The organism is Faecalicoccus sp., assembly GCF_036552745.1.
In the GTDB taxonomy this organism is placed as follows: domain Bacteria; phylum Bacillota_I; class Bacilli_A; order Erysipelotrichales; family Erysipelotrichaceae; genus Faecalicoccus.
In genome coordinates this window covers 1-21,869 of record NZ_JAXKBY010000003.1, presented here as the reverse complement: position 1 = coordinate 21,869, position 21,869 = coordinate 1, and the positions used below count along the sequence as shown (strand labels likewise).

Below are 21,869 nucleotides of genomic sequence, written 5' to 3'. Positions count from 1 at the left end.
TGTGAGGGGTGAATATATGTTCAAATCAGAAAGTGAAAAAAAATATATTATCTTAAAAGATGGTTACAACAAAAAGTTGCTATTGGGTATATTTTGCTTAATGGTAATAGTGGGTGCATTAGCAACAAGTAAAATGTGGCTTCCAGATGATAGACCAATGGCAAGTAACAGTGAAACATATGAATTGTCTTTGAATAACGATACATTAGCTACAGAACAATTTATAATGGATAAAGAAAAGAATTTAGGTGAATTGTCATTGGAAGAAACATTTTTGAATTATCAAAAGAAATATGAAACTTCTTTTGAGGTATTGGATGATAAAGGAAATGAACTCCCTTTTGAACTGATACGCGAAAAAATATTCATGACGAAAGATACAATCACAACAAAGAGAAAATCTATTCTACAAATTGGACTTCCTGAAAATGTTTATTATGTCACTGTAAAAGTATCGCAAAAAGATTTAGAAACACAGGAAATGAAATTTGATTATCGACTGTTTAAAAATGATACTTTATCTGAAAAAGGTGAAAATTATCTGATTGAAAAACAGTCTGAAGAATTAAAAGAAAAAGCAAAGAAAAAGGATAATGATTCATCAGATGAAAAGAAAGATGAAAAACAGGAAGAAAAGAAGTCTGATGAATCGAAAGAGAATGAATGATGAAAAAGAAGAAACGTATTCATTATCACAGAACAGTGATGATAAATTCTTCTGATGTTATGTACTGGTTTATAAATGGATTCAGTGTTTTTTCTGCCTTTATATTTTCAAAAATTATGAAAAAGAACTTTTCAGATTATATGACCAGAAAAAGAATTATCAATGAGGTTAGAAAAACCTGTAGAGATTATTCTGAAAAAGACAATCAGGACAGACAAACTTTGAAATGCTGGACTGCCCAGCTTGAAAATGCGGTTCGTGTTCGTGTGAGATTTAACAAAAAAGCAACGGAAACAGAATACCAGCATTTTAAGGAAACTGTGGAATTACACACGAGTGTAACTACAGTTTTACAAAAAGATAAAGGCTATTTGTATTTTGATGTTCTGGTATCTCTGCACCCTAAAAAGGAAGTACAGGCTACCAGAACAACTGTATCTGTAGGTACTGGCTTTGATGGTCTGACGTTCTGGGATTGGGTGCAATATCCGCATTGCCTGATTGTTGCAGAAACAGGACAAGGAAAATCTGTATTTGTGCGATATGTTTTAAATGGACTGTTTACTTCCAATACGGATGTATGGCTTGTTGATGGAAAATTGGTAGATTACTACACCTACAGAGATTTGTTCACAAGGTATATATCCAATGAAGTATCAAATATCGAACAAGTGATAGATTTTGTTCATGCGTTCCGTCTGGAAATGCTGGAAAGACAGCAAAAGTTAAAATCAATGGGGCTGACGAACTTTGTTGATGATGAATCTATGAACAGCAAAATCCTTGTACTGGAAGAATACATTGTGCTTCTGGATTGCATGACAAAAAAGCAACGTGAGGCATTTGAAGAAGATATTAGAGCAATACTATTATTAGGTCGTGCTATGGGGTATGACCTCTTGGTAACTATGCAACGTGGCGATACCGCTTATATAAAGGGGGCTATGAGAGATAACTTTATGTGCAGAGTTTTATTAGGTTCTTTTAGTGACACATCCAGCAGAATGATGTTTGATGAGCCATTGAAATCACTAGAAGTCGGCAAGGCTTGGATTGGTCAAGGTGACAGAATTGAAGTAAACGCAATTCCCTATTATGCCACCCTGCAAGTCCTGAAAAACGACTAGAACCGCGGGGCGGTTTGTATGTCGTTTTTTAGGATAGCAACCTTCAGGTTGCTTTGGATTTTCTTTAGGGTGGAAAAAAAGAAAAGGGGGTATCATAGATACCCATTGTTGTAATCTTCAAATGCGTTTTCAACATCCGTGCCAAAGTACCAATTGGAAATATCATCAAATGTGTTATTGTTAAAACCGTAAGTTCTTGTAGCAAACTGCCATACTTTTTCATCGATTTTTTCCTGTGCCATTCCGTAGCTGTCAAAAGAAACAGAGGATATAAGACATTAAAAAAAAAAAAAGAAAGATAGACTGGTGAATTCAAGGAAAATGAAAAAGGCTGCAGTGGATCAAAAAGAACGATATACAAAAAAATAGGATATTTAATAGACTTTGGCAAATGGTGAACGTTTAAAAAGATACAATTACGAATTTATGATAATTCCCTTTTCTTTGTGGGTGGGGTAAAAAAAAAGGAAATTGATAAAAGAATGAGAGTAAGTAAACGACTTTAAGAAAAAGTCATAAAGATATAAAAAGTAATTCATTTTAATCGGTACTTACGTCATTCTTTTTGACTAAATACATTTATTTGCCTTTTTAAAAGCATTCTAGGCGTTTTTAATGATTATATATGTATGAGTCCATTCTTTTTTATTTAGTTGAATACAGATACATTCTGGCGCTTATATGGGATTCTACGAATGATTTTCCATAGAAAAAAATGAATAAATAACACATTGACTATTTTTTGTTGTTATTTCTCACGAGGTGAAACGACAGAATGATTTGTGATTGATTGTACAAAATGAGGAATATAAAAGTTTCTAAACCAGAAACAAAAAGTAGTTCGGATGGGGCTGTGCGTGATGTGCTCGTATATCGAAGCACAGCCCCACCGACACCCGCTTGCGGGTGTCGTGCGTATATTTCCCTTGTTATATATACGCACACATTAGACACATGATTAAGAACACTAAAGTATTTTGGAGGTGAAATTGAGTTGGGAAATTACAATAAAAAAATAGTAAAATGTGGTAATTTGATTCAGATTTATACTTTTGAAAATGCAGTTCCCCATGGATTTTCCAAGGTGCGAATTGGAGAGTTAGGAAGTGATGATTGTGAATATATTGTTGAAGGTGAATTATATGATAAGTTAACAGATGAAGAAAAACAAAGAAAAGCAGAAAAAAGAGAAGCTCGTCTGCAAAGTAAAGTTAAATCAAATGAACCTTATCAAAGAGCACCACAAACAATATCAAGGTGTAAACGTGAATTGAAAAGGTTGATATGGTCAAATATATGTCAGTATGACACAGAAGATAAATTTATTACTTTGACCTTTCGTGATATCAACGGAAAACCACCGACAAGAGATGAAGCAGTTTTACGATTTAAAAGGTTCAAGCAACATTACAAAAGAAAAAAAGGTCATACTTTTGAACATATCGCTGTACTTGAAAGAGGTACACAATTTACGAAACGCTGGCATATACACTTAATCGCCTATGGTATGCCCTACATTCCAAAGAGAGAATTACAAGATATTTGGGGCAATGGCATAGTCGATATTGAAAAAGTGAAAACCTATGATGAAACTATAAACTACTTGCTAAAGTATGTGGAAAAGACTTTGGAAGAAGAATACATTACTAAAGGTGCAAAGTTTTATTTGTCATCAAAAGGTTTAAAAAGACCAGAAATCATCTTTATATCAGATGAACAATTAGAAGATATATTACTATTTGACGATTTGGGAGAATGTCGGTGCAATTTCGAAGGTGCGAACGAATATATCGGTCGCTTCTGGTTCAATGAATATATCAATTATGATAATATCAATGCTCATTTAGATAAACTGTGGGATATGCAACCAACAGTAGAATTGCAAAACAAGTTTGAACGTAAACCAGTTGATTGGTTTGAGTAAAAGGAGAAAAAGAAAATGAAAAATAAATATTATGTACAGACAGTATTATATGAATTAGTACATGGGTACTATTTCGAGGTATCAGGACAACAAGTTATAAAAAAAGAAACAAATGATTTGCAACAAGCATTAAAAAAATTCAAAATCGAATCTGAAAAATTTAGAAATCGATTAGTTGCGATATCTCTATGCGAAAGAAATGAATCAGAGGATATAGAAATAAAAGTATTCAGTACACTGGATGATAAAATTTCAATCATGATTGATGGTGATGAGGAAAGAAGAATTATTCAGGGTGAAGAATAATTCATATCAAAATGTCCTATTTGGTTACTAGGAAATAAAGGCTTAAAATGTTATGATTTGATTAACATCATTTCATAACATATTTTTGTAGGTATGGTACTTCTAAAAATAGAAGTATGAGTAGTGAAAAATTATTGGTGATATATAATAGAGAGTCAACACAACAACAGGCACAAGATGGTTATAATCTTATTGAACAAGAAAATAAAGCACGTGCTTATATTGAATTTGAAGAATTTAAGAATCCGATAAAAGTTTTAAATGAGGATGGACAAAGTGCAAAGACCTTGAATCGTCCAAAAATGAATGAGTTGATTGATTTGGTGAAAGCTAAAAAAGTTGAATATATCATCATTTATTCTTTGGATAGACTCACAAGGCGCTTGGGTGATTTAGATTACTTATTACGACTGTTTATAGAAAATGACGTGGATCTAATCAGTATCAAAGATAAAATTGATTTGTCCACGGCTATTGGAAGATTTTTTGTGCATATTATAGGTTCAATCGCTGAATGGGAAGAAGATACAATTTCAGAACGTACAATCAATGGAATGATTGGTGGAGCAAAATTAGGAAATTATATATTTGGTGGTACTCCCCCATTCGGTTATAAAAGAATTTCAAAATATGAAGAAAAAGAAATTCATGGAAATGTACGAGAGGTAAAGAAAAGCGGAATTGAGCCAGATGAAATCACTTTCCCTTTGGTTCGTAAAATTTTTGATTGGGCTATTCAAGGATATTCTGCTTTAAAGATTAGAAATACTATTAGAAAAGATAAAGACTTTGTGAAAGCAAAAATAACAATCTCCGAGGATGCCATAAAACGAATTATAAAGAATCCTATTTACCACGGAGAAATCTTTTTTCGGAATGAATATTTTGAATTGGATTGTGAAACATTGTTGACAAAAGAACAACAGGAATTGGCAATTAAAAATTCATCTTGGCATATGCCAGAACGAGTAAATCATTATATATTCAAAAGTAAGGTGTATGATTTATCAGGTACTTTGTTAAAACATACGGCTTCTAATAAAACTTTATCAAATGGTGATATCAGAGTTTATAAGTATTACGAAGATGAAAATAAAAACAGAATCAATGAACAGATTTTAATTGATTATATTTCAAAACATGGTGTTTTATTAACAGAAAAAGTCGCGCCTGATATTTTGGCTGCTAAAAAGAAATTAGGTAAGCAAACTGAAGAAAAGAGGAAATTATTTTGCTTATATAATACTGAGCAAATTACTTTTGATAATTACATGGAAAAATTAAAGATGATTGAAGAACAATCGAATATTTTAAAATGTGAAATTGAAAAACGTCAAAACGAAGTGGAACATATGAAAAAGGATGGCATATTAACCGCAAAATCAAAAGCTATGTTGATTTCAGAAAATATTTCAAAAATTGTGGTAGATTTAAAGATGAAATCTGTAGTGGATATACAATATTTAATGCTATAAAACTTGTATAAAATTTACTGATAAATAATAACAAAATGATTGCATATCCTACAAAAAAAGTATATAATATAGGTAACAAAACAAACATAACGCCAGTATTCAGTTCGTCAGAATTGACTATCTAGGCACCAACAAGTAAAAAACGGACAGAATGTTCTCTGTTCGCTTTTTTTATCTCTTTCCTGTTTTTATGAAATTGATCAATGCCTCTACATCATCAAAAGCATCATAATCCCCATTTATTCCCTCACGATGATAGACAACTCCCATTTTCTCATTTCTTTCCAGACAATCTAAAAGCGTATCTTCACCATATCTTTTGGCAAATTCTGTAAAAGAATAGGATTTTATTTTAGACAACAAGCCTTTTTGACATGCTTCGCTGCATTCATAACAATGTTTGATTCCTTTAGATATCGAACACTTTCTGTTCGCACACACATCCTTATCCGGACACTGTCCTGAATCACAACCTGCACAACTTATATTTTCTGAACATAGACAACATGCCAATCCACAACGGGCAATTCCTAATTCTCGTTTCATAAAACCAGCTTTCCTTCCAGTCAAATGTGTAACCGATAAAGAATCTATACCATGTTTCTACAAAGATAATCAAACAGTTGCACATTCGATTCTCTTATCGATTTTTCTCTTCAATAGTTTTGCTTTCTTTACGTCTTCTCTATACCAATCCGTATTCATACCGGTTTTACGATCTGAAATATAAGCTGCTTTGATCGAACCATCCTTTAAAAGAATCTTTAGCCCTACATAAAGTCCGGGTCCTCCAAAGAAAGTAAAGAAAGAAACTCCACCTAACACCTGATGTAAGAAAGGTTCTGTCTTTCCTTTAAAGTTCGCATCTTCATTTAAAATAGATACTTTTTCTATATCTTTATATGAAATTGTACATTTTGTACCGATTAGAATCTGTAATTCCTGTTTTGTATCATCCAATAGAATGCATTCTTGTTCCATAATGAACCTCTATTCTTCTTTGGATAAAATTTTATCGATTTCTCTTTCAAAATTGATTTGTTCTTTCTTGAAAAAATCCATCAATTCTTCTAATTGCTCATTTTGTGCTTTGTTTAAGGCATCTTTATAAGTATCTTTATTGGCTGCATGTACGATAAAAGGAACTTGCTTGCTTCTTAAACACTCTTTGATCAAAAGAATTCGTCCGATTCGACTGTTTCCGCCCTGAAAAGGCATAATTGCTTCATAAGCGGCATGAAAACGTGCCAGACTTTCCAAAGAGTGCGTATCTCTTTCATTATATGTATTGATCAAATCATCCATTCTTTGGGTAACCTTTTCCCATTCGCTTTCTTCTCTTTCTTTTTGTCTGTGATATTCGCCGGCATAGGAGCCTTTGCGTACATCCTGGCTGCTGCTGTTTCTAAAACACAGGTGATACTTTTTGAGCAAGTTATTAGAAACCGAATTGTTTAAAGTCTTCAACATTTCATCAAACATCACAAAATGACCAGTCGTTTCTTCAATATCAACCAAACGAATACTATTATCATCCGGTATGATCTCTCCACGTGTAAAAATGGAAGCGACTTGTTTTCGTGTCAATGTATTGCCTTCGATTTTATTGGACTGATAGGCGGCTTCGATCTGCATCCATGCATATACTCCATCTTTTTGATTGGCTTTCTGTCCCTCTAAAAGCCTTTGAATCAATTCTTCTATCCATTCTTTTCGCATCTTCATACTCCTTTTGCCATCGTTTCATCACAAATCATAAGCTTTTTATTAAAGTATTCGACCAAACAATTGTTTTCGAATACTTTCGCGTCACCATAAAACAAAACATATCAGGCTAGTTTATTGTGTTACAGGATACCAGTCTTTAAAAGAAATCAGTTCATAGCCCTGATAAGTTAACTCACTTTTGACACCTGTGGGAATAGTCTGATATCCAAAGGCATCGATTTCAAATGTCAACAATCCTTTCTCTGTCTCAAACTGCAGCTCATAGATCGGTGTAGCTGAACTGCTTGTCACAGGATTGGGATGATAAGAATGTACGGTTTTCTTGACCAAAGTTGCCTCTACTGTAGAAAGTGGGCAATGATTGATTGTATAGCGTTTCATAGTAACCCCTTTCATTTATTTTCAAAAAGTTTCTTTTTTTACATTATATGGGTCTTTGTATTTTTTTACAATATATTTTATGAAATCTTAATCTAAAAAAAAGAGTCCGGAAATATTTCTGAACTCTACTCTTCCTGTTGGGCAAACTGTGAGTGATACAGCTTTTCATAGATGCCTTGTTTTTCTAACAGACTTTCATGGATTCCTTGTTCTACGATATCACCATGTTGTAAGACAAGGATCAAATCAGCGTTTTTGATAGTCGATAAGCGATGGGCAATGACAAAACTGGTTCGATTTTTCATCACTCTTTGCATCGCCGACTGTAACATTTTTTCCAAACGAGTATCCACCGAGCTGGTTGCCTCATCTAAGATTAATATCTGTGGATCTTTTAAGATGGCTCTGGCAATCGTTAAAAGCTGTTTTTCTCCCTGTGAGATATTATTGGCTTCTTCATTTAGCTCCGTATCATAACTATGCGACAAGGTACGAATAAAGTGATGAACATTGGCCATCTTGGCAGCTTCGATGACTTCATCCTTACGTGCGCTTAAACGTCCATAGCGAATGTTGTCATAGATCGTTCCATGGAAAAGCCATGTATCCTGCAAGACCAGCGAAAACAAAGATCTTAGATCTTCTCGTTTAAAATCACGGATATCTACCCCGTCAATCTTGATGCTTCCGCCTTTCACATCATAAAACCGCAACAACAGATTCATGAGTGTTGTTTTTCCGGCACCGGTAGGACCGACGATCGCAACCATCTGTCCGGCTTTGACATCAATATTGACATCCTTCATCAATAAGTCTTCATCATAACTAAACTGGACGTGTTCAAATTTCACATCCCCTTTCATGGTATCGACTTCTTTTACTTCTGTTTTTCCTAATGGTTCTTCCTCTTCTGCCAACATACCGAAAATTCGATGCATACCCGCAAAAGCGGATTGTACCTGTGAAGACAATTGGGAAATCTGCGAAAGTGGATCATTGATCTGCCAGATATAGCGGATAAAAGCCTGTAAGCTTCCTACATGCAGTTTTTGTTCAATGACCAGTACACAGCCAAATACCGCAACAGCCCCGATGGCTAAATACGTACACAAGGATACTAATGGAGAAATCAGACTGGAAACAAACTGGGCCTTGAAGCTTGCCTTACACATCTTATCATTGACATCCTGAAATGTCTGGATGGCATCCTGTTGTTTCCCATAGAGAATGATTTCATTAAATCCTCCATACATTTCAGTGATCGTTCCATTCAGCTCCCCTAATGTATTTTGTTGTTTTTCAAAGAGCTTTTGCGAATGAGAGACAACGACCTTCGTAATGATCAATGAAAGTGGAATGATCAATAAGGCAATGGCAGTCATGACCGGATTGATCATCAACATCATCGTGATTACGAAAATAAACGTCAAAACGGCACCGAACACTCTGGTCAATGCTTGTTGAAGTGCATTGCTTAAGGCATCGACATCATTGGTCACACGACTTAATATATCTCCAAAGGCATGATCATCAAAATAGCGTACCGGCAGTCGCTGGATCTTTTTTTGTAATGCGTTTCGTAAATCGTGCATCATCATTTGAATCGCATCGGTCAAGAAAAAAGCAGTGATGAGTTGGGAAACTGTCTTGATCACATATAATCCCAATAAAAGCAGCATAATGCCTAAAATGGTTTCAAAATGCACATGGGCTCCGGGCACTCCTTGAATGATATCCATCGCATCCTGCATCAAAGAGGTTGTGATCATCCCTTCTACTGTCGGATTTAACGCAAAGGATAGCTGTGTCAAAACGATCATCAAGATCGCAATGCCCAATTTAAAACGATAGGGTTTCATAAAATGAAGAAGAGCTTTTAGACAGTCTTTTGTCCTGATAGTTTTATTTTCCATAAGTCAGTTCCTCCTCACTTAACTGCGATAAGGCAATTTCCTTATACACTGGACATTTTTTCAACAACGCTGTATGCGTTCCATAGCCTACGGTCTTTCCTTCATCCAGTACAAGGATATGATCGGCATTCATGATCGTAGAAACACGTTGGGCGACGATCATCATGATAGAATCTTTGATCTCCGGCTTTAAAGCTTTACGAAGTTTGGCATCGGTCGCAAAATCCAGGGCAGAAAAAGAATCATCATAAATGCAGATCTGCGGATGTCTGACAAGGGCACGGGCAATGGAAAGACGCTGTTTCTGTCCCCCGGATACATTGGTGGCCCCTTCTACGATTCTTTCTTGAAACTGTTCCGGTTTTTCCATGATAAAATCATAAGCCTGTGCGACATGGGCTGCATTTTCGATCTCTTGTTGGCTCGCATGGGCATTGCCGAAGCGAATATTTTCTTCTATACTTCCTCGAAATAAGACGGCTTTTTGGGCAACATAACCGATACAGGCACGAAGCGAATCGATTTTATACGATCGGATATCCCTGCCATTGATACGAATGCTTCCCTGACTCACATCATAAAAACGGGGTACCAGAGAGATCAATGTACTTTTTCCTGAACCGGTCGAACCGATAAAGGCAATCGTCTCTCCTTTTTTGACAGTAAAACTAATATCTTTTAAAACCGCTTCTTCCCCATCCGGATAGGCAAAGGTCACGTGATCGAATTCCAGGGAATCTACATGTTCTAAATCTATGGCATCGTTTTGTTCTGTAATCTCGGATCGTGAATCAAAGATGGCACGAATTCGTCTGGCAGATACACTGGCTCTTGGATACATCATAAAAACGGTGCAAAACAACATGACCGACAACATCGCATGAAACAGATATTCCATAAAGGCAATCAATTTACCGACTTGTAAGGTATTGGTATCAATCATGCCGGCCGCCACATAATAGATCGCCAAAGCGGCCAGATTCATCACAAAGAAAAACATTGGTTCCGTACTGGACATCAGCTTAAATAACTTTCGAGACTGATTCATGAAAAAGCGGTTTTCTTGATCGAATCGTTTGGATTCGTAAGCATCGTTATTAAAAGCACGAATTACACGGATACCGGTCAGATTTTCACGAAAGATGCGGTTGAGTCTATCCAGCGAACCTTGTTGTTTTTCACTTATAGGCTCTGAAAAACGACCAACCAGAATAACGCCCAATATGATCAAAGGAATCGTAGAGGCAATGATCATGGAAAGCTGCAGATTGGATTGAATTGTCAATGTATAGCTGACAAAAAACATCACCGGTGCAATTAAAGCCGTTCGCAGGATTACATTTAAAAAGACCATGATTTGATACGCATCATTATTCGTTCTGGTAATCAAAGACGATACGCCAAACTCATTCATCTGGGCATGTGAAAAAGTCTGTACCTCTTTAAATACATCGTTTCGAATATCTCGAGTCACTGATGTGGAAATCTTGGCACAACAATATCCCAACAGAATCGTTCCACATACACCGATCAAGGCGATGCACGCAATGATCAGACCCGTTCGAAACAAATACTGGCTATCCTGGTGCAGCACACCTTCATCGATCATATCGGAAATCAATGTCGGAATACCCAATTCAGCCAGTGCAAACCCAAAGATAGACACAATATTCAACAACACTAAAAATTTATAGGGTTTTAAATACTTGATGATCAATTTCATTGTTTTCCTCCCTCTCATTGATAAAAAAGAAGAGGTGCTCATTCGCATCTCATTCTAAAATATAAGGATGTTGGCGGATAAAATCCTGTCGGACCTTTTCATTTTGAAAATTAACGGGATGATAATACCCCGCCATACGTGCCCACACCGTACATTCTTTCTCACATTGCGGGCATTGTTTGACTAAGCCAGAGATATAGCCGTGATCCGGACATATCGAATACACCGGCGACAACATAAAATCATAGATAGAAAAATGTTTGATGATACTTTGTACCAGCGTTTTAACAGCTATCGTATCTTCCATGCCTTTAGCCATCGGTATGGAAAAAGAAACTCCACCGTTATAAAGCGACTGAATCGTTTCCTGAATCTGTAAAGAAGCAAAAAGATCTTCCTCATTTTCCAAAGGCAGCTGGCTGGAATTGGTATAAGATAAAATACCGGCTGTTTTCATAGCAGGATAAAGATCCTGATCTTTTTTCGCAAAGCGATACGATACACTTTCGGCCGGTGTGGCTTCCAGATTATATAGACAATGCGTACTTTCCTGCTGCTTCATCAAAACATCTCGTATATGCGATAAAACTTTACGGGCAAATTCCTGTGTACTTTTATGCCCCATATCTTTTTGAAGCCATTTGGCATTGATACCGGCTTCATTCATACCTACGATTCCAATCGTGGAAAAATGGCGTTCAAAGCTATCAATGTAACAGGCTGTGTAAGGATACAAGCCACTGCGAAACAGCTTTGTCAAAACCTGACGTTTGATCTGTAAAGAACGACAAGATAAAGCTAACACTTCATCTAATGATCGAAAAAAATCCGTTTCATCCTCTGCCAGCCACGCCAGCCTTACAAGATTGATTGTAACGGTACCGATGCTTCCTGAGTTTTCCGGATAGCTGTAAAAGCCCGGCTTATAGTTCCAATGTTTTAAATCCAGTGGTCGATAGGGATCTCTTTGAACCATCGATGCGTTTACAAAGTATGGCATACCATACTTGCCAGCGCATCGAAAGAGATTTATGTAGCTTTTTTCATCAAAATCAAAGTTTTTATCCAGTAAGACTGTCACGATCGGAAAAGGAAAACCATTTTGTTTGGCATCCCCCTCCAGTAGAATCGAAAAGAAAGCTTCCTGAATGATATGCATTTCCTTTTGACATTGTCCATAGGTAAAATCCATCTGTTCGTTGCCTACCCAGGCTTTGGTATCCTTTAAAGCCTGCGGTACCTGCATATCAAAAAGCACGTTACTAAATGGCGTTTTCGTTCCCCAGCGTGAAGGGATATTCACACCATATATAAAAGCTTCCAGCGCTTTCTTCACATCGGGAAGTGCAAGCTTTTCTTTTTTCACATAAGGAGCCAGGTACGTATCAAAGCTTGAAAAGCTTTGCGCACCAGCCCATTCATTTTGCAGGATACCTAAAACATTGACCATCTGATTACATAAGGTCATCAAATGCTTTGGCGCTTTGGAATGCACCTGGCCCGGCATGCCGGTGATTCCCTGTCTGATCAACGTCAACAAAGACCAGCTGGCACTATCCCCTGTCAACATATCCAGATCATGAATATGGATCAAGCCGCTGTTATGCGCTTTCTTGATCGAGGCATCATAGACCTCGCTAAGCCAGTAATTTCTGGTGATGGCACCGGAATTGGATAGAATCAAACCACCGACAGAATATAATGAAGGCTGATCCTGAAGCTGTTCCTGTTCCAGATCATCCAGATAGGCATCTACAATATTCTTATAATCCAGCGTCGTATTTTCGATGCGGCGAATATTCTCTCTTTGTTTACGATACAAGATATACGCTTTGGCCACCTCTGTATAACCGGCCTGAGAAAGCACACGCTCCACACTGTCCTGTATATCTTCAACAGAGACGATATCGTTTTTGATCTTTGGTTGTACATCCGCGCTGACACGTAATACCAGCAGATCAAAGATTTGTGGGTCATAAGCCATCTTGCAGGAATCAAACGCTTTTTGAATCGCATTTACGATCTTGGCGATCGCAAAATCTACGATGGTTCCATCTCTTTTTTCCACCTTCAGCATACAACCCCTCCTATCGTATCTTTACATTAGGTATATAGACTTCCAACTCTTTTTTTATCTTATTCAATTCTTCTCGGGTATAACCATGATATCCTTTTTGAATGACCGTTTCTTTCTCTTCAAAAATATGCAGTTCCAAGCCAGGCGCCGGCTTAAGCCATTTTGCCATAGCAACCAGATCCTCCGGTGTATGAAACTCATGCACCGGTGTGATCACAAATACGCTTTCTATCTTTTCTGTATTTAAAAGATGAATCGATTTTTCAACTTCATGGATCTCATATGTTTTCAATCCGATCGTTTCCCCATATTTTTCCGGTACATTTTTAATATGCATGACAACTCGATCCACTAATTTTTGTTCAACCAGGCTTTTTAAATGTTCAAAATACGAACCATTGGTCATCAAATTGATGAAAAATCCCATCTGTTTTACTTTTTTTAAAAAAGGATCAAGCTCTGTATGCATCAAAGGTTCTCCACCGGTGATTGTTATTGAATCCAGCATATCCTTTCGACTCTTTACGTATTGTAAGATTTCTTCCTGAGAATAGCTAATGGAATCCTCTTTTAAAAAAACCAGATGTGATTCATTACAAAAAGGGCAACGATAGTTACAACCCCCTGTGGCGACAATGGTTGAAACCTTGCCCGGAACGCTTTGAAAGCTAAGCTTCTGATGTTCAAAAAAAGAGATCGCATTTAAATCGGCTTTCGCAAATTCCTTGGCGGAAGCCGCCATATTTTTATAAAAGCCGGAGAAGGCTGCCATATCTTCTTTAGGAATGGAAGAACTGATATGCCGCCACCAGGAAGTACGGATCGCATAGACCTTGCTCATGATAGCTCTGGCCTGTGAAGTCGTATAAAGCTCTTTGGCTCGTTTATCCTTTTTGGATGGCTGTACCCGAATATATCCCATTTCTTCCAGCTTCTGTACCTGCTTGGTAATCGTTCCTTTGTCATAGCCGCCATCCTGCGCAATCTGCTGCTGAGAAATGCCTTCATTTTCATAAATCAGAATCAAGATCGGGAGCTGTGCATAGGTCAATGAAATGCTTTGAAGCATTTGATCATAATACTTTTGTGTACTTCTATATAAGATGCTGATATCCAACAATAAATCCGAACTATTTTGAAAATCTCTATTCATGGTCACACTATAACAGAGTCTTTTTGAAAGTGCAACTGACAACAAAAAAAGGGCTTTACGCCCTTATATTACTGTGGTTTGGCATCAAAGCTTTCATCACGTACCACAACGTCATGTGCACCGCCTTCAACAATACTTGTGCTGGAAACCAAGGTCACTTTGGCATTCTTCTGCAAGTCAGGAATCGTCAGACATCCACAGTTACACATCGTATGAGAGACTTTAGAAAGCGTCAGACCGACATTTTCGTGCAATGTTCCGGCATAAGGCACATAGGAGTCAACGCCTTCGACAAAGCTCATCTTTCCTTCTCCACCGACATCATAACGCTGCCAGTTTCTGGCACGGGCACTTCCTTCGCCCCAATATTCTTTCATATAGTTTCCATTGACGCTGACCAAATTATTCGGTGCTTCCTTAAAGCGGGCAAAATAACGTCCCAACATCACAAAATCAGCACCGAAGGCTAAAGCCAACGTGATGTGATAATCATGTACGATACCACCATCAGAGCAGATTGGAATATACACACCGGTTTCTTCAAAGTATTTATCACGAGCCTGTGCGACTTCTAAAGTTGCCGTGGCCTGTCCTCGTCCGATTCCTTTTTGTTCACGGGTAATACAGATGGAACCTCCACCGATACCGACTTTGATAAAGTCCGCTCCGGCTTCAGCCAAAAAGCGGAATCCTTCTTCATCGACAACATTTCCCGCACCGACCTTAACGCGATCACCATAAGTATCACGGATCCACTGTAATGTCTTTGCCTGCCAGCAGGAATATCCTTCACTGGAATCAATACAAAGTACATCAACACCTGCCTTTATCAGAGCCGGAACACGTTCCTGATAGTCACGGGTATTGATACCGGCTCCTACGATATAGCGTTTTTGGTCATCTAATAATTCATTGGGATTTTCTTTATGTGATGCATAGTCCTTGCGAAAGACAAAAGCTTTTAAACGCTGCTTGTCATCAACGACCGGAAGCTGATTCAATTTATGATCCCAGATCAAATCATTGGCTTCACTTAAGGTAATATCTTCCTTTCCTACGATCAGCTTATCAAACGGTGTCATGAATTCTTTGACTTTTGTATCTAGGTCCATACGACTGATGCGATAATCACGGCTGGTTACGATGCCGACCAATTTACCGTCCGCTTCGCCATTTTCTGTCACTGCCATAGTGGAGTGGCCTGTTTTCTTCTTTAATTCGATCACATCTTTTAAAGTGGCTTCCGGTGAAATATTGGAATCACTGCCGGTAAAACCGGATTTTGTTGCCTTGACCTTGGCAACCATTGCCGCCTGTGATTCAATCGACTGGGAACCATAGATGAAACTAACGCCCCCTTCACGTGCTAAGGCACAAGCCATTTCTTCACCGCTGACGGCCTGCATGATGGCTGATACCATAGGAATATTTAAATGAAGTGCCGGTTCTTCTCCTTTTTTAAACTTAACTAACGGTGTACGAAGATTCACGTTATCCGGTGTACAGTTTTCATCGGTATAACCGGGAATCAATAAATACTCACTAAATGTTCTGGATGGTTCTTTACAAAACTTTGCCATGGTTTCCTCCTCTTGTCTTTACGCATTATTGAAACTATTTTATGTTTTGATGATGAACAAGTCAAGTGAATTCGTCTTAACTCAATGTACAAACGACAACACAATACGGGGCGATCCCTACCCGATAAGTCGTGGCTGCATTGATATTTCCATTATCAAATAAAATCGAAAGCTTTTGATGCGAATCGTATGTAAAATGTTCCGAAGTCGGATTAAAGAAACAGAGGCAGACATCCTCTTTACACTTCGCCTGATAGACCAATACTTTTCCATCGATATCACCAAAGCTAACATTAGTTTCGATTTCTTCTTTTGTAGCCAGGCGAAAACATGGATGCTCTTTACGAATTTTGATCAACAGCTTGGTATCCACTACGATCGGCATATGCTTATTGCGCAGGTTGTAGTCGATATGATTATAGTGGTCGCTGCGATTGTAGCTGTTTCCTAAATTATACTTTGTGCGGCCAAATTCCTGACCGGCATGAAGGAAAGGAATTCCCTGTGCTAAGATCACCAAAGCATTGGCCAAGGTTTGTTGCTGCATCAAGACCCCTCTGGACTCATGTTGACAACACACACTGTTTTTATCCCACAGCGTATGGTTGTCATGGCACTCCACATAATTGATAGCTTTTTGTGGCGAATCAAAAAGATGATCCAGGCAACCGCCACCCAAACATTGTTGCATAGAATTCAATAGTCCGGTATCGCCATTGGAATAACCACAGATCTCTAAATCTCCATTAGAACCGCGACATGTTTCCCGAAAACGATCACTGAAATGACCAATCAAAGGCATTTGGTCCTGATTCAACATCGAAGCTCTTAGATGCTCCGGCACAAAGCTTGGCATATTCCAGCCCTCTCCATAGATCATAAAATCCGGCTTCAGTGCCCTGCACTTCTCGGCAATTTCATTCATTAAGTTATAATCTAAAATTCCCATCAAATCAAAACGAAAACCATCCACATCAAACCATTCTACGATACGAAGACATGTATCTACAAAATATTTGCGTGACATCGGTGGTTGCGTATCAATATCATTTCCACAGAAAGAGCCGTTACTGAACTCGCCTTCTGTATCCATCAAAAAATAATAGTTGGGAACCAGAATTTCCAACGGGTACTTTTCTTTGGTATATACGTGATTAAAGACTAAATCCAGATTCACCTTTAAGCCCGCCTGATGACAATCCTGTACTAAATGAGCCAGCTCTTCGATTCGTTTGATCGCATCGGTACAATCGATTGAATAACTGCCTTCCAGGGCCCGGTGATGAACCGGATCATAGCCCCAATTGTAGAAGATATCTGTATAGACCTCATCCACACTGCCAAAATCAAACACCGGTAAAAGCTGAATGTGGCTTACTCCCAAAGATCGAATATAGCTAAAGCCTGTGCTCATGGACTTTGTCGTGATGTTTTCCTCGGTAAAGCCTTTAAACTTTCGTGGATGCTTCACACCGATACCTGGTTCGGATGTCATATCGCGAATACTGGCTTCATAAATGATCGCATCTGTATTCGATCGCATCAAAGGTACTTTTACCTTTTTAGGAAGCTTTACATTTTCAATGGATTGCACAACACTATATTGCGTATTGGGACCACAGAAAGAATTGTACGGATCCACCGTTTCTTTCCAGGTTCCGTTAGCTCGCACCATAAATGTATAATGTGCATTTAAAAGGTCTTTAGATACTGTTGTCTCAAAAATTCCTTTTTCTTTACGCTCCATTTCAATCGTTGATTTTTGTCCATGATCATCCAGTCGCAACAAAATCTGATAGGCTACCGGCGACCATAAACGAAATACGGTACGCTCCTTTGTGTAAAAACAGCCAAGATCGATATCTTTTACTTCATATTCCTGATTAAATCGAATCGTTTTGACGATATGAGAATACTGACAGATCGTTTTTTGACAATGTTCATCATAAACGACATATTCTTCTCCCATGATCAACGGTTCTTTTAAGGACAATACATATTTGGTATAACCGTTTAAAAGATCCTGTTTATGATCAATATTTAAATGAATGATACGATCACAGGAATCCTTTAGATGAAAAATACGGGAAGATCCGTTAAAAAAGTTTTTTGACATATAGACTTTCAAACAATTATAGTCATCAAAATATGCCTCATAGTCTCGTTCCATTCGCATACTATCTCTTCCTTTTCACTTTAAGACCACACCCATTTTAACATAGAACCCACCTAAAAAAAATGTTACACTTACTGTATTGGAGGTCCTATCATGTCAGAATACAGAATTGAAGAAGATGTACTGGGGAAAGTAAAAGTACCCGCCGATAAATACTGGAAAAGTCAAACACAGCGCAGTCTGGAAAACTTTCCGATTGGAAAGGAAACCATGCCAAAAAGCTTGTTGTATGCATTTAGCTTGTTAAAGGAGGCTTGTGCCAGAGCCAATGCTTCCTATGGAAAGATAACCCAGGAACAATGCGACGCCATTTGCCACGTATGCCAACAGATTCAGGAAGGCCAATATTTGGATCAGTTTCCACTACATATTTGGCAAACCGGCAGCGGTACCCAGACCAACATGAATTTTAATGAAGTGATTACCACTCTGGGAAATCTTTGGGCTCATGCCACGATCCTGCATCCTAACGATACCGTCAACTGTTCACAAAGCAGCAACGATACCTTCCCAACAGCACTACATATGATGCTGGCGCAAAAGACAAGAGAAGAACTCTTGCCTGCCTGTCAAAAAATGGCTGATCAGCTTCAAAATCTGGAAAAAGAGAATGAGGGCATTATCAAGATCGGACGTACCCACTTACAAGATGCAACGCCACTCTATTTTTCACAGGAGCTCAGCGGTTATCGTTCTATGATTGAACACAGTATGCGTCAAATTCAGGAATGTCTGCCTTTTGTAGATGAACTGGCCATCGGCGCAACCGCAGTAGGAACCGGGATCAACTGTCCAAAAGATTTCGATGAAAAGATCTGTACGATTTTAAAAGAAAAGACCGGCATTGATTTTAAGCCGGATCCTAATAAATTTCATGCCCTGACCAGTAAAGATGCCTGTGTGATGTTGTCCGGCGCATTAAAAGGCTTGGCGTGCAACTGCATGAAGATTGCCAATGACATTCGCTGGCTGGCTTCCGGTCCACGATGTGGCATCCATGAAATTGAGATTCCAAGCAATGAACCGGGAAGTTCAATTATGCCCGGTAAGGTCAATCCAACACAATGTGAAGCTTTAACGATGGTTGCCGTACAAGTCATGGGAAACGATACTGCAGTAGGCATTGCCGCTAGTCAGGGAAACTTCGAGCTTAACGTATTTATGCCGGTCATCGCCTATAACTTAGATCAAAGTCTTCAACTGCTCAGTGATGCGATCGATTCTTTCACAAAGCGCTGTCTTGTCGGCTTAAAGGCCAATCAAAAGACAATGGATGAAAATCTTCATCATTCTTTGATGTTGGTGACGTGTCTAAATCCGGTAATCGGATATGAGAAAGCAGGAAAAACAAGTCAATATGCATATCATCACAACTGTTCTTTAAAAGAAGCAATCTTACATCTTGGCTATCTAAGTGAAGAAGAATTTGATCGTTACGTCGATCCTAAAAAGATGTTGTAGAGATTGGAGATGCAGTTCTTTCAACTGTATCTTTTTTTACGAAAAAAAAGAAAACAAAAAGATGGAAACCACAACAAATTTGTGATCCTTCCATCTTTTCTATAACATTGGACCAAATATTTTTAAGATCTTTCTAAATTCTCGAACAAAGAAGTTCACGTTCTCACATTCTTGCAGGGTTACTTCATGGCATACTTTAAAGATTTCTTCAAAATCCTGCTTTATGTCCTGAATACAGGGTGTATCACGCATATAGACACCACATTCATAATGAAGGTAATAAGAACGGAAATCCATATTTACCGTACCTACTAAAGCACTTCGATCATCGCTGATAGCCACTTTTCCATGAATAAAGCCCGGTGTATATTCGTAAATCTTGACACCTTTTTTGATCAAAGCATCATAGTTTGCCTTTGTGACCTGATAGACCATTTTTTTATCCGGAATGGCCGGTACAATAATGCGAACATCCACACCATTACTCACCGCAAGCTGTAAACTGGAAACCATTTCATCATCCAAAATCAAATACGGTGTAGAAATCCAGAAATAATCACACGATGTATTCAAAAGGTTTAGCTGCATATACTTTCCGGTATAGTTTTCATCCGTTGGAGAATCACTAAAAGGAATGACATAACCTGGATCATTATAAGTAGCCTGTAAATCTTTAGAAAGCACGAATGGAGCATACGGTGTTGGATCCTGCGCCTGATAATTCCATATTTGTAGAAAAGAAACCGTAAAAGTTTCAACAGCGGCTCCCTTGATACAAACTCCCATGTCCTTCCAATGTCCAAATCGTTCTCTGGTATTAATATATTCATCGGATATGTTACAACCACCGGTAAAAGCAACTTTTCCATCGACAACTAAAATCTTGCGATGGTCGCGATTGTTCATCTGCATGGCGATTTGAGCCTTCATTGGATTAAATCGATGCGTCTTTACACCACGTTCATTCAACCATCGATCATAATGAGCCGGAAGATAAGTAATCGTACCAAAATCATCATAGATCAATCGTACATCAACACCTTCACTGGCCTTATCCATTAAAATCTGTAAAATCGTATCCCACATCACACTTTTATTAATGATAAAAAACTCCATAAAGATATAGATCTTGGCTTGGGATAATGCTTCTAAAAACGCCTGATACTGTGTTTCTCCGGAAGGAAAGTAAGTTACATGACAATGATCATACACGGGAAAATAACCATTGGACCATGCCAAAGTAACCATCTTATCTAAAACAAAGTCATTTTTTACATTCTGCATAACTTGCATGCTTTGTTTGGCATAACGCTGATAATCTCGATTTGCCTGTCTATCCTTGATCATCAAGGCCTTTGGAATCTTTCTGGCTCCAAATAGAACATACAGCAACCCTCCAAAAACCGGCATAAACATGATTACTAAGACCCACAAGAGCTTGCTTGAGGAATCCGAATCACGATTGATTACCTGAACACTGACAAAGAAGCTTAAAATAACTAATAATAGATAAAAGCCAAAGAATCGCCGGGATAGCCATGTGATCAAAAAGGCAAACAACCATAATTGAATCAAAAAAGCCATAGCGATAAAAAAGGGCTTTGATTTAATAATTCGTATATATTTATGCATAATTCTCCTTATATGAAACATATTTTAGCATAACGAAAAAAAAACTCAAGTTGACAGACATGAGTTTAAGAAAATCTTAAGAAATAAAAAAAGACCCGGCAACGTGCTATCTTGGCAGGGGCAGGCCCAACTATTGTCGCCGCTGAAGTGCTTAACTTCTGAGTTCGGTATGAGTTCAGGTGGTTCCACTTCGCTATCGTCACCGGATCGTTCTTTTGAAGGATCGCTCCCTCAAAACTAAACAACATGCTCAAGACATCTCTGATTAAGTCCTCGACCGATTAGTACCGGTCAACTCCGTGTATCGCTACACTTCCATCTCCGGCCTATCTACCTTATCGTCTTTAAGGGGTCTTACTTCTTGCGAATGGGAGATCTCATCTTGGAGTAGGTTTCGTGCTTAGATGCTTTCAGCGCTTATCCTTTCCCTACTTAGCTACCCGGCTGTGCCGCTGGCGCGACAACCGGTGCACCAGAGGTAGGTCCATCCCGGTCCTCTCGTACTAAGGACAGCTCTCCTCAAATCTCCTGCGCCCACAACAGATA

The 21,869-nt window shown here is 38.3% G+C and carries 18 protein-coding genes and 2 rRNA genes; 6 read left to right on the top strand and 14 right to left on the bottom strand.

Going from position 1 to position 21,869, the window contains the following annotated elements:
* Window positions 1-16 precede the first annotated feature (16 nt).
* Window positions 17-667, top strand: a complete 651-nt coding sequence (locus U0M88_RS00170) for a hypothetical protein (protein WP_331868543.1) — start codon at window positions 17-19, stop codon at window positions 665-667.
* Window positions 667-1,794, top strand: coding sequence for an FtsK/SpoIIIE domain-containing protein (locus U0M88_RS00165; RefSeq protein WP_331868542.1), 1,128 nt, complete (start codon window positions 667-669; stop codon window positions 1,792-1,794). The genes U0M88_RS00170 and U0M88_RS00165 overlap by 1 nt, the downstream gene beginning before the upstream one ends.
* 92 nt (window positions 1,795-1,886) lie before the next feature.
* On the opposite strand, the gene U0M88_RS00160 is transcribed toward U0M88_RS00165, so the two are convergent.
* A complete protein-coding gene (locus U0M88_RS00160) occupies window positions 1,887-2,036 on the bottom strand; it encodes a hypothetical protein (RefSeq protein ID WP_331868541.1) in 150 nt (49 codons plus the stop codon).
* Window positions 2,037-2,788: 752 nt separating this feature from the next.
* Between U0M88_RS00160 and U0M88_RS00155 the strand changes: the two genes are divergently transcribed.
* The 3 genes from U0M88_RS00155 to U0M88_RS00145 all read left to right on the top strand — a co-directional run bounded on the left by U0M88_RS00155 (window position 2,789) and on the right by U0M88_RS00145 (window position 5,499).
* Window positions 2,789-3,718: a rolling circle replication-associated protein gene (locus U0M88_RS00155; RefSeq protein WP_331868540.1), complete on the top strand. Its 930-nt coding sequence runs from the start codon at window positions 2,789-2,791 to the stop codon at window positions 3,716-3,718.
* A gap of 15 nt (window positions 3,719-3,733) precedes the next feature.
* Window positions 3,734-4,024, top strand: a complete 291-nt coding sequence (locus U0M88_RS00150; protein ID WP_331868539.1) for a hypothetical protein — start codon at window positions 3,734-3,736, stop codon at window positions 4,022-4,024.
* Window positions 4,025-4,140: 116 nt separating this feature from the next.
* On the top strand, window positions 4,141-5,499 hold the full coding sequence (locus U0M88_RS00145; protein WP_331868538.1) for a recombinase family protein: 1,359 nt from the start codon (window positions 4,141-4,143) through the stop codon (window positions 5,497-5,499).
* Between the two features lie 171 nt (window positions 5,500-5,670).
* Here U0M88_RS00145 and U0M88_RS00140 read toward each other — a convergent pair whose 3' ends face one another.
* The 10 genes from U0M88_RS00140 to pulA form a co-directional block, all read right to left on the bottom strand.
* Window positions 5,671-6,045, bottom strand: coding sequence for a DUF3795 domain-containing protein (locus tag U0M88_RS00140; RefSeq protein WP_022789211.1), 375 nt, complete (start codon window positions 6,043-6,045; stop codon window positions 5,671-5,673).
* A 69-nt stretch (window positions 6,046-6,114) separates the two neighbouring features.
* On the bottom strand, window positions 6,115-6,480 hold the full coding sequence (locus tag U0M88_RS00135; protein WP_022789210.1) for a hypothetical protein: 366 nt from the start codon (window positions 6,478-6,480) through the stop codon (window positions 6,115-6,117).
* Between the two features lie 9 nt (window positions 6,481-6,489).
* Complete coding sequence (locus tag U0M88_RS00130; RefSeq protein WP_317395330.1) at window positions 6,490-7,218, bottom strand: Fic family protein; 729 nt, start codon at window positions 7,216-7,218, stop codon at window positions 6,490-6,492.
* Window positions 7,219-7,338: 120 nt separating this feature from the next.
* Window positions 7,339-7,608, bottom strand: coding sequence for a DUF2500 family protein (locus U0M88_RS00125; RefSeq protein WP_022789208.1), 270 nt, complete (start codon window positions 7,606-7,608; stop codon window positions 7,339-7,341).
* Between the two features lie 125 nt (window positions 7,609-7,733).
* Window positions 7,734-9,521, bottom strand: a complete 1,788-nt coding sequence (locus U0M88_RS00120) for an ABC transporter ATP-binding protein (protein ID WP_331868536.1) — start codon at window positions 9,519-9,521, stop codon at window positions 7,734-7,736.
* A complete protein-coding gene (locus U0M88_RS00115) occupies window positions 9,511-11,244 on the bottom strand; it encodes an ABC transporter ATP-binding protein (protein ID WP_117447017.1) in 1,734 nt (577 codons plus the stop codon). Before U0M88_RS00115 ends, U0M88_RS00120 begins: the two co-directional genes overlap by 11 nt.
* 49 nt (window positions 11,245-11,293) lie before the next feature.
* Entirely contained in the window at window positions 11,294-13,321 is a 2,028-nt protein-coding gene (locus U0M88_RS00110; RefSeq protein WP_331868535.1) for a ribonucleoside triphosphate reductase, read from the bottom strand.
* 10 nt (window positions 13,322-13,331) lie between these two features.
* Window positions 13,332-14,474 carry an anaerobic ribonucleoside-triphosphate reductase activating protein gene (locus tag U0M88_RS00105; protein WP_320802827.1) on the bottom strand — a complete coding sequence of 381 codons (1,143 nt, stop codon included), beginning with the start codon at window positions 14,472-14,474 and terminating at the stop codon, window positions 13,332-13,334.
* 68 nt (window positions 14,475-14,542) lie between these two features.
* The gene (locus U0M88_RS00100; protein ID WP_294688347.1) at window positions 14,543-16,054 is read right to left on the bottom strand and encodes an IMP dehydrogenase; all 1,512 of its coding nucleotides are present in this window, start codon (window positions 16,052-16,054) and stop codon (window positions 14,543-14,545) included.
* 76 nt (window positions 16,055-16,130) lie between these two features.
* Window positions 16,131-18,230: a type I pullulanase gene (gene pulA, locus U0M88_RS00095; RefSeq protein WP_331868534.1), complete on the bottom strand. Its 2,100-nt coding sequence runs from the start codon at window positions 18,228-18,230 to the stop codon at window positions 16,131-16,133.
* A gap of 93 nt (window positions 18,231-18,323) precedes the next feature.
* Here pulA and U0M88_RS00090 point away from each other — a divergent pair, with 93 nt between their 5' ends.
* Window positions 18,324-19,691 carry a class II fumarate hydratase gene (locus tag U0M88_RS00090; protein ID WP_303971298.1) on the top strand — a complete coding sequence of 456 codons (1,368 nt, stop codon included), beginning with the start codon at window positions 18,324-18,326 and terminating at the stop codon, window positions 19,689-19,691.
* A 99-nt stretch (window positions 19,692-19,790) separates the two neighbouring features.
* Here the strand turns inward: U0M88_RS00090 and cls are convergent, their stop codons facing one another.
* From cls to U0M88_RS00075, 3 genes are all read right to left on the bottom strand, one after another.
* A complete protein-coding gene (cls, locus tag U0M88_RS00085; RefSeq protein ID WP_168965690.1) occupies window positions 19,791-21,323 on the bottom strand; it encodes a cardiolipin synthase in 1,533 nt (510 codons plus the stop codon).
* A 93-nt stretch (window positions 21,324-21,416) separates the two neighbouring features.
* Window positions 21,417-21,530 (bottom strand): 5S ribosomal RNA (gene rrf / locus U0M88_RS00080).
* Window positions 21,531-21,584: 54 nt separating this feature from the next.
* Window positions 21,585-21,869 (bottom strand): 23S ribosomal RNA (locus U0M88_RS00075); the annotation flags it as partial.

What these genes read in the sequence shown, in the direction of transcription:
- U0M88_RS00165 (WP_331868542.1), top strand. Translation starts at nt 667, where the DNA reads ATGAAAAAGAAGAAACGTATTCATTATCACAGAACAGTGATGATAAAT.
- U0M88_RS00090 (WP_303971298.1), top strand. Translation starts at nt 18,324, where the DNA reads ATGTCAGAATACAGAATTGAAGAAGATGTACTGGGGAAAGTAAAAGTA.
- U0M88_RS00160 (WP_331868541.1), bottom strand. Translation starts at nt 2,036, where the DNA reads ATGGCACAGGAAAAAATCGATGAAAAAGTATGGCAGTTTGCTACAAGA.
- pulA (WP_331868534.1), bottom strand. Translation starts at nt 18,230, where the DNA reads ATGCGAATGGAACGAGACTATGAGGCATATTTTGATGACTATAATTGT.
- U0M88_RS00135 (WP_022789210.1), bottom strand. Translation starts at nt 6,480, where the DNA reads ATGGAACAAGAATGCATTCTATTGGATGATACAAAACAGGAATTACAG.
- U0M88_RS00110 (WP_331868535.1), bottom strand. Translation starts at nt 13,321, where the DNA reads ATGCTGAAGGTGGAAAAAAGAGATGGAACCATCGTAGATTTTGCGATC.
- U0M88_RS00125 (WP_022789208.1), bottom strand. Translation starts at nt 7,608, where the DNA reads ATGAAACGCTATACAATCAATCATTGCCCACTTTCTACAGTAGAGGCA.
- U0M88_RS00130 (WP_317395330.1), bottom strand. Translation starts at nt 7,218, where the DNA reads ATGCGAAAAGAATGGATAGAAGAATTGATTCAAAGGCTTTTAGAGGGA.
- U0M88_RS00170 (WP_331868543.1), top strand. Translation starts at nt 17, where the DNA reads ATGTTCAAATCAGAAAGTGAAAAAAAATATATTATCTTAAAAGATGGT.
- U0M88_RS00120 (WP_331868536.1), bottom strand. Translation starts at nt 9,521, where the DNA reads ATGGAAAATAAAACTATCAGGACAAAAGACTGTCTAAAAGCTCTTCTT.
- U0M88_RS00100 (WP_294688347.1), bottom strand. Translation starts at nt 16,054, where the DNA reads ATGGCAAAGTTTTGTAAAGAACCATCCAGAACATTTAGTGAGTATTTA.
- U0M88_RS00140 (WP_022789211.1), bottom strand. Translation starts at nt 6,045, where the DNA reads ATGAAACGAGAATTAGGAATTGCCCGTTGTGGATTGGCATGTTGTCTA.
- U0M88_RS00150 (WP_331868539.1), top strand. Translation starts at nt 3,734, where the DNA reads ATGAAAAATAAATATTATGTACAGACAGTATTATATGAATTAGTACAT.
- cls (WP_168965690.1), bottom strand. Translation starts at nt 21,323, where the DNA reads ATGCATAAATATATACGAATTATTAAATCAAAGCCCTTTTTTATCGCT.
- U0M88_RS00145 (WP_331868538.1), top strand. Translation starts at nt 4,141, where the DNA reads ATGAGTAGTGAAAAATTATTGGTGATATATAATAGAGAGTCAACACAA.
- U0M88_RS00105 (WP_320802827.1), bottom strand. Translation starts at nt 14,474, where the DNA reads ATGAATAGAGATTTTCAAAATAGTTCGGATTTATTGTTGGATATCAGC.
- U0M88_RS00115 (WP_117447017.1), bottom strand. Translation starts at nt 11,244, where the DNA reads ATGAAATTGATCATCAAGTATTTAAAACCCTATAAATTTTTAGTGTTG.